This is a genomic window from Staphylococcus sp. HMSC065D05 (assembly GCF_001813195.1).
Taxonomy (GTDB): Bacteria; Bacillota; Bacilli; order Staphylococcales; family Staphylococcaceae; genus Staphylococcus; species Staphylococcus epidermidis.
Genome location: NZ_KV811763.1, coordinates 125911 through 143225 on the forward strand (window position 1 = coordinate 125911; position 17315 = coordinate 143225).

Annotated in this window: 13 protein-coding genes, 1 riboswitch and 1 other annotated feature; of the genes, 11 read left to right on the forward strand and 2 right to left on the reverse strand. The window is 34.6% G+C overall.

Annotation, left to right across the window (positions count from 1 at the left end):
• Positions 1–71 precede the first annotated feature (71 nt).
• Genes yaaA through gyrA form a run of 4 tightly spaced genes read left to right on the forward strand, consistent with a single transcriptional unit; the run spans position 72 to position 6080 of the window.
• Positions 72–308, forward strand: coding sequence for a S4 domain-containing protein YaaA (yaaA, locus tag HMPREF2897_RS08705; protein WP_001831806.1), 237 nt, complete (start codon positions 72–74; stop codon positions 306–308).
• On the forward strand, positions 305–1420 hold the full coding sequence (gene recF, locus HMPREF2897_RS08710; protein ID WP_002447643.1) for a DNA replication/repair protein RecF: 1116 nt from the start codon (positions 305–307) through the stop codon (positions 1418–1420). The genes yaaA and recF overlap by 4 nt, the downstream gene beginning before the upstream one ends.
• Before the next feature lie 10 nt (positions 1421–1430).
• The gene (gyrB, locus tag HMPREF2897_RS08715) at positions 1431–3362 is read left to right on the forward strand and encodes a DNA topoisomerase (ATP-hydrolyzing) subunit B (protein ID WP_002447642.1); all 1932 of its coding nucleotides are present in this window, start codon (positions 1431–1433) and stop codon (positions 3360–3362) included.
• A 36-nt stretch (positions 3363–3398) separates the two neighbouring features.
• The gene (gene gyrA / locus HMPREF2897_RS08720) at positions 3399–6080 is read left to right on the forward strand and encodes a DNA gyrase subunit A (protein WP_002447641.1); all 2682 of its coding nucleotides are present in this window, start codon (positions 3399–3401) and stop codon (positions 6078–6080) included.
• 396 nt (positions 6081–6476) lie between these two features.
• On the opposite strand, the gene HMPREF2897_RS08725 is transcribed toward gyrA, so the two are convergent.
• On the reverse strand, positions 6477–7292 hold the full coding sequence (locus HMPREF2897_RS08725; protein ID WP_001831762.1) for an NAD(P)H-hydrate dehydratase: 816 nt from the start codon (positions 7290–7292) through the stop codon (positions 6477–6479).
• Positions 7293–7833: 541 nt separating this feature from the next.
• Positions 7834–8049: a binding site (T-box leader), on the forward strand.
• A gap of 87 nt (positions 8050–8136) precedes the next feature.
• Between HMPREF2897_RS08725 and serS the strand changes: the two genes are divergently transcribed.
• On the forward strand, positions 8137–9423 hold the full coding sequence (gene serS, locus HMPREF2897_RS08730; protein ID WP_002475481.1) for a serine--tRNA ligase: 1287 nt from the start codon (positions 8137–8139) through the stop codon (positions 9421–9423).
• 527 nt (positions 9424–9950) lie between these two features.
• Here the strand turns inward: serS and sph are convergent.
• Positions 9951–10934 carry a sphingomyelin phosphodiesterase gene (gene sph / locus HMPREF2897_RS08735; RefSeq protein WP_173019989.1) on the reverse strand — a complete coding sequence of 328 codons (984 nt, stop codon included), beginning with the start codon at positions 10932–10934 and terminating at the stop codon, positions 9951–9953.
• Positions 10935–11319: 385 nt separating this feature from the next.
• On the opposite strand from sph, the gene HMPREF2897_RS08740 reads away from it, so the two are divergent.
• From HMPREF2897_RS08740 to rplI, 6 genes are all read left to right on the forward strand, one after another.
• Positions 11320–12012: an AzlC family ABC transporter permease gene (locus tag HMPREF2897_RS08740; protein WP_038812755.1), complete on the forward strand. Its 693-nt coding sequence runs from the start codon at positions 11320–11322 to the stop codon at positions 12010–12012.
• Positions 12009–12338: an AzlD domain-containing protein gene (locus tag HMPREF2897_RS08745; RefSeq protein ID WP_002496903.1), complete on the forward strand. Its 330-nt coding sequence runs from the start codon at positions 12009–12011 to the stop codon at positions 12336–12338. Before HMPREF2897_RS08740 ends, HMPREF2897_RS08745 begins: the two co-directional genes overlap by 4 nt.
• 124 nt (positions 12339–12462) lie before the next feature.
• Positions 12463–12563: riboswitch (SAM riboswitch) on the forward strand.
• 64 nt (positions 12564–12627) lie between these two features.
• A complete protein-coding gene (locus HMPREF2897_RS08750; RefSeq protein ID WP_002447635.1) occupies positions 12628–13596 on the forward strand; it encodes a homoserine O-acetyltransferase MetX in 969 nt (322 codons plus the stop codon).
• 227 nt (positions 13597–13823) lie between these two features.
• Positions 13824–14750 carry a YybS family protein gene (locus HMPREF2897_RS08755; protein WP_002447634.1) on the forward strand — a complete coding sequence of 309 codons (927 nt, stop codon included), beginning with the start codon at positions 13824–13826 and terminating at the stop codon, positions 14748–14750.
• Between the two features lie 28 nt (positions 14751–14778).
• Complete coding sequence (locus HMPREF2897_RS08760; RefSeq protein ID WP_070592986.1) at positions 14779–16746, forward strand: DHH family phosphoesterase; 1968 nt, start codon at positions 14779–14781, stop codon at positions 16744–16746.
• Positions 16743–17189 (forward strand): 50S ribosomal protein L9, encoded by a 447-nt coding sequence (gene rplI, locus HMPREF2897_RS08765; RefSeq protein WP_002447632.1) that lies wholly within the window; start codon positions 16743–16745, stop codon positions 17187–17189. The genes HMPREF2897_RS08760 and rplI overlap by 4 nt, the downstream gene beginning before the upstream one ends.
• Positions 17190–17315: the final 126 nt, after the last annotated feature.

Here is a 17315-nt window from a genome sequence, read left to right on the forward strand (position 1 = left end):
TTTTAAATGAAATTCAAAGTAAAAAACGGTATAATATATTAATGACACATACAGAAATGGAGTGAGAAATTTTGGTTCAAGAAGTTGTTGTAGAAGGAAATATCACTTTAGGTCAATTTCTTAAAACTGAAGGAATCATAGAATCAGGTGGACAAGCCAAATGGTTTCTACAGGATTTTGAGGTTTTAATTAATGGACAACGTGAAACAAGACGTGGCAAAAAATTAGAACACAACGACCGCATTGATATTACAGATATCCCTGAAGATACGGGTTCCTTTTTAATCATCCATCAAGGTGAACAATGAAACTTAATACACTCCAATTAGAGAATTATCGTAACTATGAACAGGTGACATTAGATTGTCATCCTGAAGTGAATATCCTTATTGGTGAGAACGCACAAGGAAAGACAAATTTACTTGAATCAATTTATACCTTAGCGCTTGCTAAAAGTCATCGTACGTCAAATGATAAGGAACTCATACGTTTCAATTCTGATTATGCTAAAATAGAGGGTGAGCTAAGTTATAGACATGGCACGATGCCGCTTACGATGTTTATAACTAAAAAAGGTAAGCAAGTTAAAGTGAATCATCTTGAACAAAGCAGACTAACTCAATATATTGGACATTTAAATGTCGTCTTATTTGCGCCTGAAGATTTAAATATCGTTAAAGGTTCACCACAAATACGTCGACGGTTCATAGATATGGAGTTAGGACAAATATCTGCTGTCTATTTGAATGATTTAGCTCAATATCAGCGTATTCTAAAGCAAAAGAACAATTACCTTAAACAGTTACAAATTGGACAGAAGACAGATACAACAATGCTAGAAGTCTTAAACCAACAATTTGCTGAATATGCACTGAAGGTTACGTTACGTCGAGAGCACTTTATAAAGGAATTAGAAACACTTGCACAACCCATTCATGCAGGTATTACAAATCATCGAGAGACACTGACACTCGATTATGTTCCAAGTTTAAAGTTAAGTAATTATGAAGCCAATCAATCTGAGTTAATCGAAGAAGTATTAGCATTGTTAAATGACAATTTACAAAGAGAGAAAGAACGAGGTGTATGTCTCTATGGCCCACATCGTGATGACTTAAGTTTCAATGTAAATGGCATGGATGCTCAAACGTATGGCTCACAAGGTCAGCAACGTACAACTGCGCTATCAATTAAGTTGGCAGAAATCGAATTAATGAATATTGAAGTAGGAGAATATCCAATCTTACTTTTAGATGATGTCTTGAGTGAGCTTGATGATTCACGTCAAACTCATTTGTTAAGTACGATTCAACATAAAGTACAAACATTTGTGACAACAACGTCAGTTGAAGGAATAGATCATGAAATAATGAATAACGCTAAGTTATACCGTATTAGTCAAGGTGAAATACTAAAGTAACGAGAAAGTGATGGTGAATACATTGTCAGATGTAAACAACACAGATAATTATGGTGCTGGACAGATACAAGTTTTAGAAGGTCTCGAAGCGGTTCGTAAAAGACCGGGTATGTATATTGGTTCAACTTCAGAAAGAGGGTTGCACCATTTAGTATGGGAAATTGTTGATAATAGTATTGACGAGGCATTAGCAGGTTATGCTAGTCATATTGAAGTTATAATTGAGAAAGACAATTGGATTAAAGTTACTGACAATGGCCGTGGTATTCCTGTTGATATTCAAGAAAAGATGGGACGCCCTGCTGTCGAAGTTATCTTAACTGTACTTCACGCTGGAGGTAAATTCGGAGGTGGCGGATACAAAGTATCTGGCGGTCTTCACGGTGTTGGATCTTCAGTTGTTAATGCACTCTCACAAGATCTTGAAGTTTATGTACATCGTAATGGCACGATTTATCATCAAGCCTATAAACAAGGTGTGCCACAATTTGATCTTAAAGAAATTGGCGATACAGATAAAACAGGTACAGCTATTCGATTCAAAGCCGATAAAGAAATCTTTACAGAGACAACAGTTTATAACTATGAAACACTTCAAAAGCGTATACGTGAGCTTGCTTTCTTAAATAAAGGTATTCAAATTACTTTAAAAGATGAAAGGGAAGAAGAAGTTAGAGAAGACTCATATCATTATGAAGGCGGGATTAAATCCTATGTAGATTTATTGAATGAGAATAAAGAACCTCTTCACGATGAACCTATATATATCCATCAGTCTAAAGATGATATTGAAGTAGAAATTGCACTTCAATATAACAGTGGATATGCAACCAACTTATTAACGTATGCGAATAATATTCATACATACGAGGGTGGTACGCATGAAGATGGCTTTAAACGTGCTTTAACACGCGTTTTAAATAGCTATGGAACACAAAGTAAGATTATTAAAGAGGATAAAGATAGACTTTCAGGGGAAGATACACGGGAAGGTTTAACAGCGGTCGTATCAATTAAACACGGCGATCCTCAGTTTGAAGGACAAACTAAAACAAAACTAGGAAACTCTGAAGTACGTCAAGTTGTTGATAGATTATTTTCTGAACACTTTGAACGTTTCTTATATGAGAATCCGTCTGTAGGACGTATTATTGTTGAGAAGGGTATCATGGCTTCACGCGCACGTGTAGCTGCCAAAAAAGCACGTGAAGTTACGCGTCGTAAATCAGCATTAGACGTTTCAAGCTTACCAGGTAAATTGGCAGATTGTTCTAGTAAGAACCCTGAAGAAAGTGAAATTTTCTTGGTAGAAGGTGACTCTGCCGGGGGGTCTACTAAATCTGGTCGTGATTCAAGAACACAAGCCATTTTACCTTTAAGAGGTAAAATTTTGAATGTGGAAAAAGCACGTTTAGATCGTATCTTAAACAATAACGAAATTCGTCAAATGATTACTGCATTTGGTACGGGTATTGGAGGAGAATTCGATATATCAAAAGCACGTTATCATAAAATCGTAATCATGACTGATGCTGATGTTGATGGTGCACATATACGTACGTTATTACTTACATTCTTCTATCGTTTCATGAGACCTTTAATTGAAGCGGGCTATGTTTATATTGCTCAGCCGCCTTTATATAAACTAACACAAGGAAAACAAAAATATTATGTATTTAACGATAGAGAACTAGACAAGTTGAAACAAGAATTAAACCCGTCACCAAAATGGTCAATTGCACGTTACAAAGGTCTTGGTGAAATGAACGCAGACCAATTATGGGAAACGACTATGAATCCTGAACATCGCTCTATGTTGCAAGTGAGACTTGAAGATGCAATTGATGCAGACCAAACATTTGAAATGTTAATGGGCGATGTAGTAGAAAATCGCAGACAATTTATCGAAGACAATGCAGTTTATGCCAACCTAGATTTCTAGACACTATGAACTGAACTTTTGAAGGAGGATCTCTTGATGGCTGAATTACCTCAATCAAGAATTAATGAACGAAATATAACCAGTGAAATGCGTGAATCATTCTTAGACTATGCTATGAGTGTTATCGTTTCTCGTGCATTACCTGATGTTAGAGACGGATTAAAGCCAGTACATCGTCGTATTCTTTATGGTTTAAATGAACAAGGTATGACGCCCGATAAACCGTATAAGAAATCTGCACGTATAGTCGGGGATGTGATGGGTAAATATCACCCTCATGGTGATTCTTCAATTTATGAAGCAATGGTAAGAATGGCCCAAGACTTTAGTTATCGTTATCCACTTGTAGATGGTCAAGGTAACTTTGGCTCTATGGATGGTGACGGTGCAGCCGCAATGCGTTATACTGAAGCACGTATGACTAAAATAACATTAGAACTTTTACGAGATATCAACAAAGACACAATTGATTTTATTGACAACTATGATGGTAATGAAAGAGAGCCGTCAGTCTTACCTGCACGTTTCCCTAACTTATTAGTGAATGGTGCGGCAGGAATTGCCGTAGGTATGGCTACAAATATTCCTCCCCACAATTTAACTGAAGTTATTGATGGTGTGCTCAGTTTAAGTAAGAATCCAGACATCACAATTAATGAGCTGATGGAAGACATCCAAGGTCCTGATTTTCCTACAGCTGGTTTAGTACTAGGTAAAAGTGGTATTCGTCGAGCTTATGAAACAGGTCGTGGGTCAATTCAAATGCGTTCTCGTGCTGAAATAGAAGAACGTGGTGGTGGCCGTCAACGTATTGTTGTAACGGAAATACCTTTCCAAGTCAATAAAGCACGTATGATTGAAAAAATCGCAGAGTTAGTTAGAGATAAGAAAATCGACGGTATTACAGATTTACGTGATGAAACAAGTTTGCGTACAGGTGTAAGAGTAGTTATTGATGTACGTAAAGATGCAAATGCGAGTGTTATTTTAAATAATTTATATAAACAAACGCCATTACAAACATCATTTGGTGTGAATATGATTGCTTTAGTGAATGGTAGACCTAAACTAATCAATTTAAAAGAAGCACTTATTCATTACTTAGAGCACCAAAAAACAGTGGTTAGACGACGTACTGAATATAATCTTAAAAAAGCAAGAGACCGTGCACATATTCTAGAAGGTTTACGAATAGCACTAGATCATATCGATGAAATTATCACAACAATTCGTGAATCGGACACTGATAAAATTGCGATGGCAAGTTTGCAAGAGCGTTTTAAACTTACTGAACGTCAAGCTCAAGCAATTTTAGATATGCGTTTAAGACGTTTAACTGGATTAGAAAGAGATAAAATAGAATCTGAGTATAATGAACTTCTAGAATATATTAAAGAGTTAGAAGAGATTTTAGCTGATGAAGAAGTGTTATTACAATTAGTTCGTGATGAATTGACTGAAATTAAAGAACGTTTCGGTGATGAACGTCGCACTGAAATTCAATTAGGTGGTCTAGAAGATCTTGAAGATGAAGACTTAATCCCTGAAGAACAAATCGTTATTACATTAAGTCATAATAACTATATTAAACGTTTACCAGTATCTACATATCGTTCTCAAAATCGTGGTGGTCGTGGCATACAAGGTATGAACACGTTGGATGAGGACTTCGTTAGTCAATTGGTAACAATGAGTACACATGATCATGTTCTGTTCTTTACGAATAAAGGTCGTGTATATAAACTCAAAGGTTATGAAGTTCCTGAGTTGTCACGTCAATCCAAAGGTATACCTATTATCAATGCGATTGAACTCGAAAATGACGAAACAATAAGTACAATGATTGCGGTTAAAGACCTTGAAAGTGAAGAAGATTATCTCGTATTTGCGACAAAACAAGGTATCGTTAAACGTTCATCATTAAGTAACTTCTCCCGTATTAACAAAAACGGTAAAATTGCAATTAACTTTAAAGAAGATGATGAATTAATTGCAGTACGTCTAACAACAGGTAATGAAGATATTCTTATTGGAACTGCACATGCATCATTAATTAGATTCTCTGAATCTACATTACGCCCATTAGGCCGTACAGCAGCAGGTGTGAAAGGTATTTCTCTACGTGAAGGGGATACTGTCGTGGGTCTTGATGTTGCAGATTCAGAAAGTGAAGATGAAGTATTAGTAGTTACTGAAAATGGTTACGGTAAACGTACACCTGTTAGCGAATATCGTTTATCAAATCGTGGTGGTAAAGGAATCAAAACTGCGACAATTACTGAGCGTAATGGTAACATCGTTTGTATCACAACTGTGACCGGTGAAGAGGATTTAATGGTTGTAACTAACGCTGGTGTTATTATCCGTCTTGACGTTCATGATATTTCTCAAAATGGACGTGCAGCACAAGGTGTACGTCTTATGAAACTCGGAGATGGCCAATTTGTTTCTACTGTTGCTAAAGTAAAAGAAGAAGACGATAATGAGGAAAATGTAGATGAAGCGCAACAAACCACTAGTGCTGAAAAAGCAGATGTAGAAGAGGTAGTGGATGATCAGACACCAGGCAATGCAATTCATACAGAAGGTGATGCAGAAACGGAATCTGTAGAGTCTCCTGAAAATGATGATCGTATTGATATTAGACAAGATTTTATGGATAGAGTGAATGAAGACATCGAGAGTGCTTCTGATAATGAAGAAGATAGTGATGAATAGTTAAAAAGGGAGTAAGACAGAAACACAGAGTTCGTTGTTCTGCCCGGCCCCCTTAATTAAACTACCTGTAGATTTAATGAATAAAAGTTTATATATAGGGAAGTCGGACTAGAGTTATAATGAGGTTATTTTCTAACTCAGTCATCGACGCCCAATATGCTAAAATGCATGAGACATAGCAATATGCCTCATGCATTTTTTAATTTCTTGTTTATATTAAATTGATTTGTCCTTTATGACTTCTGTAGCACCATGCATCGAGGATAAATGAATAATCATTTTCATACATTTAGACCCCCTTCAATAGAGAGTGTCTAAAATGTAACTGTCCCTCTCAACAATGTACCTTCTCAATTTACCAGTACTGATAAGCACAGTAATTAATTCTGATATCTGTTAACCTTCAAGTTGTTTCATCACATACGGAATTTCACTAATTAGACGTGAAGGTGGAACAACATACATTGTGTCAGATAATTTTTCACCGATAAAACTATGCATGTAAGTTGCACTTGTAACAGCTTCTTTAAAGTTATCAAATTGGCCTACGAAACTTGTAATCATGCCCGCAAGTGTATCGCCCATACCACCTGTAGCCATAGCAGGTGTGCCAATAGGTAATTTATAGACATCATCATTGCAGAAATAGATTTCCGTACCATGTTGTTTTAATACTACTGTCGCGCCAATACGTTCTACCGCTTCAAGATTGCGTTCATATGTTTGTTCTTCAATAGGTATACCGCTCAAACGCTCCCATTCCTTTTGATGTGGTGTGAATATAACACGACATGTAGGAATTTGAGGTTTCAACTTACTGAATATTGTTATAGCATCTCCGTCAACAATTAAATTTTGATGAGGTTGTATATTTTGAAGTAAAAACGTGATGGCATTGTTACCTTTGAAATCTACTCCAAGACCTGGACCGATAAGGATACTATCAGTTGCTTCAATCATTTTTGTAAGCATTTTAGTATCATTAATATCTATAACCATCGCCTCAGGACAACGAGAATGTAGCGCAGCATGATTATTTGGATGTGTTGCTACAGTAATGAGTCCACTTCCACTATAAACGCAAGCGCGTGCAGCAAGCATGATTGCGCCCCCCATATTAGCAGATCCACCGATTAATAAAATTTTACCATAGTCACCTTTATGTGTTTCGTCTTTTCTTATAGGAATATTAACAGAATCTAACGTTTTCATAACGACATAACCTCCCATAACATGTTATTTCTTAAAATGTTGCAAGTCTTATGTTTGCTTTTATTTCACGAATCTTTTTATTTATTTCAAACAATTGTTTACATGTGATTTTAAATCATCTCTTCTAAATACAATTAAGAATACTATACCTGTATCTGACATTCGTCAATAGTTAAATGAAACTCTTTTTACATCGTCATGTATCATTCATTATTTTAGTAGACCGATAGCATAATGTAGCAGTTTTATTTATTTAATTAAAAATATTAAATGGAAATAGAACGTAAGGTGACATTCCAAGCAGTTGATTATAATAATGTTGAAATTCTCTCGCCGCTCATCCGAGAAAAATTGTATGTATATCGTCACAATATATCTACTATTACACAGGACAAGATATTCAGTTTCAACAAGTTGTAGAAGCGGGGCAAAAATGATTTAAAAGGTGTTGCATATAAGCACATCTAAATATGACGTAATTGTTGCAAATTTAAAATAACTTGAAATATGATAATGACTTTGCTATATTAAAATTAAGTTAATAAAGTATTGTTCGTAGGACAAGTAGCATAGATAGTTCGATTTCAGAGAGCTTGTGGTAAGTGAGAACAAGTAATCGACATTCATGTGAATCTACCTACTATATGTGAACAATCGGTAATAACCGTTATTTTAGTTAAGCGCAATTTGAGGTAAATGGTTTTAATTTACTTGAAATTGTTAAATAGGGTGGCAACGCGTAGACCACGTCCCTTGTCTGGGATGTGGTCTTTTTTTATTGTTTTATCACACGAAGTCATCCATAAAATTGAATATATTTTATTTGGGAAAGGATGAAGGTTACATGTTAGACATTCGTTTATTTAGAAATGAACCTGAGAAAGTGAAGAGCAAAATTGAATTAAGAGGCGACGATCCTAAAGTTGTCGACCAAGTTTTAGAATTAGATGAACAACGCCGTGAATTAATCAGTAAAACTGAAGAGATGAAGGCGAAAAGAAATAAAGTGAGCGAAGAAATAGCTCAAAAGAAACGTAATAAAGAAGACGCTGATGACGTCATTGCTGAGATGCGTCATTTAGGTGATGAAATTAAAGATATCGATAATCAACTTAATGAAGTAGATACTAAAATTAGAGATATCTTAATTCGTATTCCTAACTTAATTAATGAAGACGTACCTCAAGGTGCTTCTGATGAAGAAAACGTTGAAGTTAAAAAATGGGGTACGCCACGTGATTTTGAATTTGAACCTAAAGCGCATTGGGATTTAGTTGAAGAATTAAAAATGGCTGACTTTGAACGTGCTGCTAAAGTATCTGGTGCTCGTTTCGTATACTTAACTAAAGATGGCGCATTACTTGAACGTGCTTTAATGAACTACATGTTGACAAAACATACAACGCAACATGGTTATACTGAAATGATGACACCGCAATTAGTGAATGCTGATACGATGTTTGGCACAGGTCAATTACCTAAATTTGAAGAAGATTTATTTAAAGTTGAAAAAGAAGGCTTATATACGATTCCAACTGCAGAAGTACCTTTAACAAACTTCTATAGAGATGAAATTATTCAACCAGGTGTACTACCTGAATTATTTACAGCTCAAACTGCATGTTTCCGTAGTGAAGCAGGATCAGCTGGTAGAGATACAAGAGGGTTAATTCGTTTACATCAATTTGATAAAGTTGAAATGGTTCGTATTGTACAACCTGAAGATTCTTGGAATGCTTTAGAAGAAATGACACAAAATGCTGAAGCTATTCTTGAAGAATTAGGTTTACCATACCGTCGTGTTATCTTATGTACTGGCGATATTGGTTTCAGTGCTAGTAAAACATATGATTTAGAAGTTTGGTTACCAAGTTACAATGATTATAAAGAAATCAGTTCTTGCTCTAACTGTACTGATTTCCAAGCACGTCGCGCAAATATCCGATTCAAACGTGATGCTGCTTCTAAACCAGAATTAGTCCACACATTAAATGGTAGTGGTTTAGCTGTAGGTCGTACATTTGCAGCCATCGTTGAAAACTATCAAAACGAAGATGGTACATTAACAATTCCTGAAGCATTAGTACCATTTATGGGTGGCAAAACTAAGATTGAAAAACCAATCAAATAATCATATAAACTTAACTAGATGATTACAATATTATAAAGTTATTTAACTGTCGATAAGGTTCTATAAACTTATCGGCAGTTTTTTATGTATAAAGACAAAATTGTTATTTTTATATTCAATTAGAGATGGATGTCTAAAATAACTTAAAATAATTTTGGTGATTTAAAATGCTGATACAACAGAGTTTTTATAGATATGGATGTCTGACGTCACACAAACGTATGTCTAAAAATAGTAAATATTTATTGTCATAGATTGAGTTATAAAATCATGAAAATAATACATGAAGTAGCAAGAATTTATCTTTTAGAGAACGCCTGTAAAAATATAAAATAGTGGAAATTGATTTTTAAACGTTGTCATTCATATTCAAAATATTTAACTTAGTTTGTCAAACAATGTTTATTTCTATATGACCATAAAATAATATCATAAAGAAGCTATATGAAATTCGAAGTTTAATTCCAATGTTTCATATAGCTCCTATTCTAAATATTAATATTTAATAATTAAATGTATCAATCGTCCTATTCATTTGATGCGTAGCCAGAAAGTGGATAATGATCTGAGTAGTCATTGTATTTGTATGTTTTTCCCCAAGATTTCACGGACCATTCTGGTGACTTCACTCTATGTGTATCATTATGCCATGAGCTTGGTTGTGCATGGTCACGATCTAATAAAATATAATCTAAGTGTTGAGGTTCTAATTTAGGATAATTATATTTCGCAATACTATTACTGCTAGTATCCCAACTATATGCATTACCATCGAATTGAGTAGGTAACGAAACATTTAAGTTATTTGCCATTTGTTGATATTCATCTGAATCTTTAATGACATTTAAGTCACCACCGATATAGACGGGTTCATTTTTAGGGATATTCTTGTCTTTGATAAATTGTTTAATTTCACTCATTTGACTCTGTCTAATGTCTTTATCTTTTCCTTTAAAGCATGTTGGATCTTCAGCTTGTAGATGTGTTCCGATAATATGGTGGTATTTGCCATTCTTATTAATTTTAATGTAGGCAAAGCCTTTATTACCGGCCATATCAGCCCCACAACCTTTTTTATAAATATGTTGTTCTTGTTGTACGATAGGCCATTTACTCACAATACCAACGCCACCGCTCACTTTTTTAATTTTTCTATAAGTACCAGAAGTATTTTGCCAACCTTCTGTACCTTTACCAACGATAGGTGTTTGATAAGGATACTGTGAATGTAAACGTGCTAACAATCTTTTTGATGCTTTTTTATCAAATAATTCATTTAGAATCACGAGATCTTGATTTTGAATGTAATCTGCTTTTGAAATTAAATCAGCGCGCTGAGATTGTCCCCAATTAGGGTAGATAGCAGTAGGTAAGAAATACACGTTATGTGTAGTGATTTTAAGACTGTCTTTATAATCACGTTCACTCGCATATGTGATGGTCGAAAATACTAAAAATAAACTACTTAAAACCAACAAAGTAGTTAGTATACATTTACGTTGCCAATTCAATATTGTTACACCTCGTTTCATTTGATGGTGTGATTATATCAAACTAAATTAAGTATCTTTTGAAAATTACTATTTCTAAATAAAATTTTAATAAAAAATTAAAAATCAATGATGTTTTAAAGAGTTGCAAAAGTTCAGTCGCTATTATTTTTTGATAATCTTTAAAAGTAATGTTGTAAATATTTTGAGTTGAAAGGATAGCAGTTGGAAAGAGAGTCTAAAAAATAAGAAAGAAAATTCTGAAAAATAAAACCCTTATATATTAATTTCTTTAGACAACGGTATGTATGACGGCACACATACCGGCCTTTAAATATATTGAATAAAGTAATTAAGTATATTAGACTGATTTTATTATTTTATTGGAGAGACTGGGGCTGATAATATGACTCATCTTACGTTTAAGCAAGGTGTGAAAGAGTGTATTCCTACGTTACTTGGATATGCAGGTGTAGGACTATCATTTGGAATTGTGGCAGCCTCCCAAAATTTCAGTATTTTAGAAATTATATTATTGTGTCTGATTATTTATGCTGGTGCAGCCCAATTTATTATTTGTACATTAGTGATTGCAGGCACTCCTATTTCTGCAATTGTGCTTACAACACTTATCGTTAACTCTCGAATGTTCTTATTAAGTATGACTTTAGCACCTAATTATAAGCAATATGGATTTTGGAATAGGGTAGGGCTTGGAACGTTATTAACAGATGAAACTTTTGGAGTTGCTATAACACCATATGTTAAAGGTGAAAAAATTAACGATCGATGGCTACACGGACTAAATATTACTGCTTACCTATTTTGGACTGTTTCCTGTGTGCTCGGCGCCATTTTTGGAGAGTATATTTCAAATCCTGATGCACTTGGTCTAGACTTTGCCATTACCGCAATGTTTATTTTTTTATGTATATCTCAATTTGAAGGGATTAAGAAATCACGATTGAGAATATATATTGTACTCATCGTATGTGTGATTGTGATGATGCTTCTTTTAAGTTCAATTCTACCTTCATACGTAGCAATATTGATAGCCGCAATAGTTGCTGCATTGTTAGGGGTGGTGATGGAAAAATGACGACAGATTTACATACATTAGTACTTATTGTTTTATGTGGTGTGGTCACATTACTCGTTCGTGTTATTCCATTTGTTATGATATCGCGTGTCAACTTACCAGCAATTGTAATTAAATGGCTTTCTTTTATTCCTATTACTTTATTTACAGCTCTTATTATAGATGGTGTAATTCAACAACATGATCATACATTTGGTTATATGCTTAATTTACCTTATATTATTGCAATCGTACCAACTGTGATGCTCGCTATTTTCACACGTAGCCTAACAGTGACAATTCTCGGAGGTATATTTGTCATTGCTTGCTTACGTTTAATCTTTTAATCTTTGAAAATCATATCAAATCATTGAACTTACAGAAAAAGTTAGTTAAGATTAAAATAATTAGAAAATTTAGACTATTCGAGACGAAATGCATATCTACATCACAATACAATTAAATTACCTAACCTTATTTTGAGAAGCTGAGGGATTTGGCCCATAGAAGCTTCAGCAACCGACTTTAAATAGCACGGTGCTAATACCAACGAGCAACTCGAATGATAAGTACGATAAGTGCCTTTACATCATTTGAGTAAGGCACTTTTTTAGTTGAAGGAGGTATGGAACTATTATGACGAATTACACAGTTAATACATTAGAACTAGGTGAGTTTAAAACTGAATCTGGTGAAACGATTGATCATTTACGTCTACGTTATGAACATGTAGGACTTCCTGGTCAACCCCTTGTCGTTGTTTGCCATGCACTTACTGGCAATCATTTAACATACGGCACGGATGCGCAACCTGGCTGGTGGCGAGAAATCATTGATGGTGGTTACATTCCAGTTCATGATTATCAATTTCTTACATTCAATGTCATTGGAAGTCCATTTGGTTCAAGTTCTAAATTAAATGATGACAACTTCCCAGAACATTTAACATTAAGGGATATTGTTAGAGCTATTGAGTTAGGTATACAAGCATTAGAATTTAAAAAGATTAATATTCTCATTGGAGGCAGTTTAGGTGGTATGCAAGCGATGGAATTGCTTTATAATCGTCAATTCGAGGTGGAAAAAGCAATCATATTAGCCGCTACTGATAAAACGTCCTCTTATAGTCGTGCTTTTAACGAGATTGCAAGACAAGCTATACATATAGGCGGTAAAGAAGGTTTAAGTATCGCACGTCAACTCGGCTTCCTCACGTATCGATCGTCTAAAAGTTATGATCAACGTTTTACACCAGATGAAGTAGTGAGCTATCAACAACATCAAGGTGATAAGTTCAAAGAATATTTCGATTTAAATTGTTATTTAACACTGCTAGACGTCTTAGATAGTCACCATTTAGATAGAGGGAGAGATGATGTTGATGAAGTCTTTCAGTCGTTGGAAACGAAAGTACTAACAATGGGTTTTATTGACGATTTGCTTTATCCTGATGATCAAGTGAGAGCCTTAGGAGAACGTTTTAAATATCATCGTCATTTCTTCGTACCAGATAATGTAGGACATGATGGTTTTCTTCTAAATTTTAATGATTGGGCGCCTAATTTATATCATTTCTTAAATTTGAAACAATTCCGACGTAAATAGGAAAGTTTTATAATAGAACACAATCTCCATGAGCACACATAAGAAATACTAAACAGTGCAGAATAGGTAAATTTTTCTTTGGCATAAAAATAGTCATACAGAGGATTATATAAGCAAAGTCTATTTCATATGTCGTACATAGGCATAAACCTATCACTAGTAGTATGACTTTACTTTATTGTTAAATTTTAGCAAAGAGGTTAAAATAGGAGTTATAGTCAAAAAGTATGGGAGTGGCGTATGTGTTTTCAAAAATACAACCTAAAGCAACTATTTTAGCAATTATTTCATTATTAGTAGTCGCTTTAGTAACACATGTATTACCTGTTCTCGGCTTGATTTTATGTTTATTTGCAACGATTCCCGGTATTGTTTTGTGGAATCGTTCCATACAATCATTCGGAATTAGCGCATTAGTAACAGTTGTACTTACAACATTATTAGGTAATACATTTGTCTTAAGTATGATGGTCTTAATCTTATTATTAAGTGCGATTATCGGACAATTACTTAAGGAAAGAACATCTAAAGAGCGAATTCTTTATATTTCAACAGCTTCATTAAGTTTAGTTACACTTATTGGATGGATGTTATTACAAACATTCGATAAAATTCCGACGGCAGCTGTATTAATTAAGCCTTTTAAAAATGCAATGCATGAGGCTTTCTTAACAAGTGGAATCGATTCAAACTATAGACAGATTCTTGAGGAAAGTTTCCGACAAATGACGGTCCAACTCCCTAGTTTTCTAATTATAGTTATTTTCATTTTTGTCTTAATTAATCTGATTATTACATTTCCAATTTTACGTAAATTTAAAGTAGCAACACCTATTTTTAAACCTTTATTTGCATGGCAAATGAGCCGTAATTTACTATGGTTTTATCTTATAGTACTTATTTGTGTCATGGTTGCAAGTGAACCAAGTACGTTCCAAAGCATCGTGTTAAACTTTGATGTTGTGTTATCATTAGTGATGTACATCCAAGGATTAAGTGTCATTCACTTCTTTGGTAAAGCTAAAAGATGGCCGAACTTCGCAACAATTCTTGTTATGGTAGTAGGGACACTTCTTACACCGGCAACGCATATTGTTGGATTACTTGGGGTAATTGATTTATGTATTAATTTAAAGAAAATAATAAAAAAATGATGATTAAAAAGTGATTAGAGGTGGAAGAATGAACCGTCAATCCACTAAAAAAGCTTTGCTCATACCGTTTATTATAATGGTATTCACTGCTATAGCACTTGTCGCCGTGTGGTTTATTTTTAACCAACTAGTGGCAGGTATTGCTACAGCTATACTTATTGTGATGATTATTATTAGTGGCGTGTTATTGAGAAAAGCATTTCTAAAAATGGATAATTATGTGGATGATTTAAGTGGTCACATCTCGGCAAGTAGTAACAAGGCGATTAAGCACTTGCCTATAGGGATGATTGTGTTAGATGAAGATAATCACATTGAGTGGATGAACCAATTTATGACAAATCACATTGAAACGAATGTGATTTCTGAAAATGTCAATGAAGTCTTCCCTAACATATTAAAACAACTGGAAAAAGTTCAAGAAGTAGAAATAGAAAACAACAATTATTACTATCATGTACGATATTCAGAAAACGAGCATTGTTTATACTTCTTTGATATGACTGAAACTGAACGTACAAACGAACTATATGAAGATTCAAAGCCGATTATTGCAACAATATTTTTAGATAATTACGATGAAATCACTCAAAATATGAACGATACACAACGTTCTGAAATTAACTCTATGGTGACACGTGTGATTAGTCGTTGGGCACAGGATTACAATATTTATTTCAAACGTTACAACTCAGATCAATTTGTAGCTTACTTTAACCAAAAAATATTGGCTGAACTAGAAGATTCTAATTTTGAAATCTTAAGCCAATTAAGAGAAAAGAGTGCGGGTTACCGCGCACAACTAACTTTAAGTATTGGTGTAGGTGAAGGTACTGAGAACCTTATTGATTTAGGTGAATTATCACAATCTGGTTTAGACCTCGCGTTAGGTCGTGGTGGTGACCAAGTTGCAATTAAGAATATGAACGGCAATGTAAGATTCTATGGTGGTAAGACTGACCCTATGGAAAAACGTACGCGTGTACGTGCGCGTGTGATTTCACATGCTCTCAAAGATATTCTTACTGAAGGCGATAAAGTTATCGTTATGGGACATAAGCGACCAGATTTAGATGCTATAGGTGCAGCTATCGGCGTTTCGCGCTTTGCATCAATGAATAATTTAGAGGCATTTATCGTTCTTAATGATTCTGATATTGATCCGACATTACGTCGTGTTATGGATGAGATTGATAAGAAACCGGAACTAAAAGAACGCTTTGTAACATCGGATGAGGCTTGGGATATGATGACTTCTAAGACGACTGTCGTTGTTGTAGATACACATAAACCTGAAATGGTCTTAGATGAAAATGTCTTAAATAAAGCAAACCGCAAAGTAGTCATTGATCATCATAGACGTGGCGAAAGCTTTATTTCAAATCCATTACTTGTGTATATGGAACCTTACGCTAGCTCAACTGCTGAGCTCGTAACGGAATTACTAGAATATCAACCAACTGAACAGAGATTGACTCGTTTAGAATCAACTGTTATGTATGCAGGTATTATAGTAGATACAAGAAACTTTACGTTAAGAACAGGTTCCAGAACTTTTGATGCCGCAAGTTATTTACGTGCACATGGCGCTGATACAATCTTAACGCAGCATTTCTTAAAAGATGATGTCGATACGTATATCAATCGTTCAGAATTAATAAGAACAGTTAAGATACAAGATCAAGGTGTAGCCATTGCACATGGTTCAGATGATAAAATTTATCATCCTGTAACGGTTGCACAAGCTGCCGACGAGTTGTTAAGTTTAGAAGGCATTGAAGCATCTTATGTAGTAGCTAAACGTGAAGACAACCTAATCGGTATCTCAGCACGTTCATTAGGTTCCGTAAATGTTCAATTAACAATGGAAGCGTTAGGTGGCGGTGGCCATCTGACAAATGCTGCGACACAAATAAAAGGTGCGACAATAGATGAAGCAATAGAACAATTACAACAAGCAATTACAGAACAAATGAGTAGGAGTGAAGACGCATGAAAGTAATTTTCACACAAGATGTTAAAGGTAAAGGTAAAAAAGGCGAAGTTAAAGATGTACCAGTAGGTTACGCAAATAACTTCTTACTTAAAAATAAATATGCTGTAGAAGCAACTCCTGGTAACTTAAAACAATTAGAACAGCAAAATAAACGTGCAGCAGCAGATAGACAACAAGAAATCGATGATGCAAAAGCACTTAAAGAACAGTTAAAAGATATCGAAGTTGAAGTATCAGCTAAAACAGGTGAAGGCGGCAAACTATTTGGTTCAATCAGTACGAAACAAATTGCCGAAGCACTAAAAAAACAACATGATATTAAAATCGACAAACGTAAAATGGACTTACCACATGGTATTCACGCACTAGGATATACTAACGTTCCAGTGAAATTAGACAAAGAAGTCGAAGGTACAATCCGTGTGCACACTGTAGAACAATAATTTAAAGATATGACGCGAGGATAGTACATGATTACTATTATAGGTGCAATTATATAAGATGTATGACTTATACAATTTGTTAACCTCTGAAATATCTGTAGTGTATCTCGTGACAATATCAGATGA

What these genes read in the sequence shown, in the direction of transcription:
- rplI (WP_002447632.1), top strand. Translation starts at nt 16,743, where the DNA reads ATGAAAGTAATTTTCACACAAGATGTTAAAGGTAAAGGTAAAAAAGGC.
- HMPREF2897_RS08740 (WP_038812755.1), top strand. Translation starts at nt 11,320, where the DNA reads ATGACTCATCTTACGTTTAAGCAAGGTGTGAAAGAGTGTATTCCTACG.
- serS (WP_002475481.1), top strand. Translation starts at nt 8,137, where the DNA reads ATGTTAGACATTCGTTTATTTAGAAATGAACCTGAGAAAGTGAAGAGC.
- gyrA (WP_002447641.1), top strand. Translation starts at nt 3,399, where the DNA reads ATGGCTGAATTACCTCAATCAAGAATTAATGAACGAAATATAACCAGT.
- HMPREF2897_RS08755 (WP_002447634.1), top strand. Translation starts at nt 13,824, where the DNA reads ATGGGAGTGGCGTATGTGTTTTCAAAAATACAACCTAAAGCAACTATT.
- HMPREF2897_RS08760 (WP_070592986.1), top strand. Translation starts at nt 14,779, where the DNA reads ATGAACCGTCAATCCACTAAAAAAGCTTTGCTCATACCGTTTATTATA.
- HMPREF2897_RS08745 (WP_002496903.1), top strand. Translation starts at nt 12,009, where the DNA reads ATGACGACAGATTTACATACATTAGTACTTATTGTTTTATGTGGTGTG.
- HMPREF2897_RS08725 (WP_001831762.1), bottom strand. Translation starts at nt 7,292, where the DNA reads ATGAAAACGTTAGATTCTGTTAATATTCCTATAAGAAAAGACGAAACA.
- recF (WP_002447643.1), top strand. Translation starts at nt 305, where the DNA reads ATGAAACTTAATACACTCCAATTAGAGAATTATCGTAACTATGAACAG.
- HMPREF2897_RS08750 (WP_002447635.1), top strand. Translation starts at nt 12,628, where the DNA reads ATGACGAATTACACAGTTAATACATTAGAACTAGGTGAGTTTAAAACT.
- gyrB (WP_002447642.1), top strand. Translation starts at nt 1,431, where the DNA reads ATGGTGAATACATTGTCAGATGTAAACAACACAGATAATTATGGTGCT.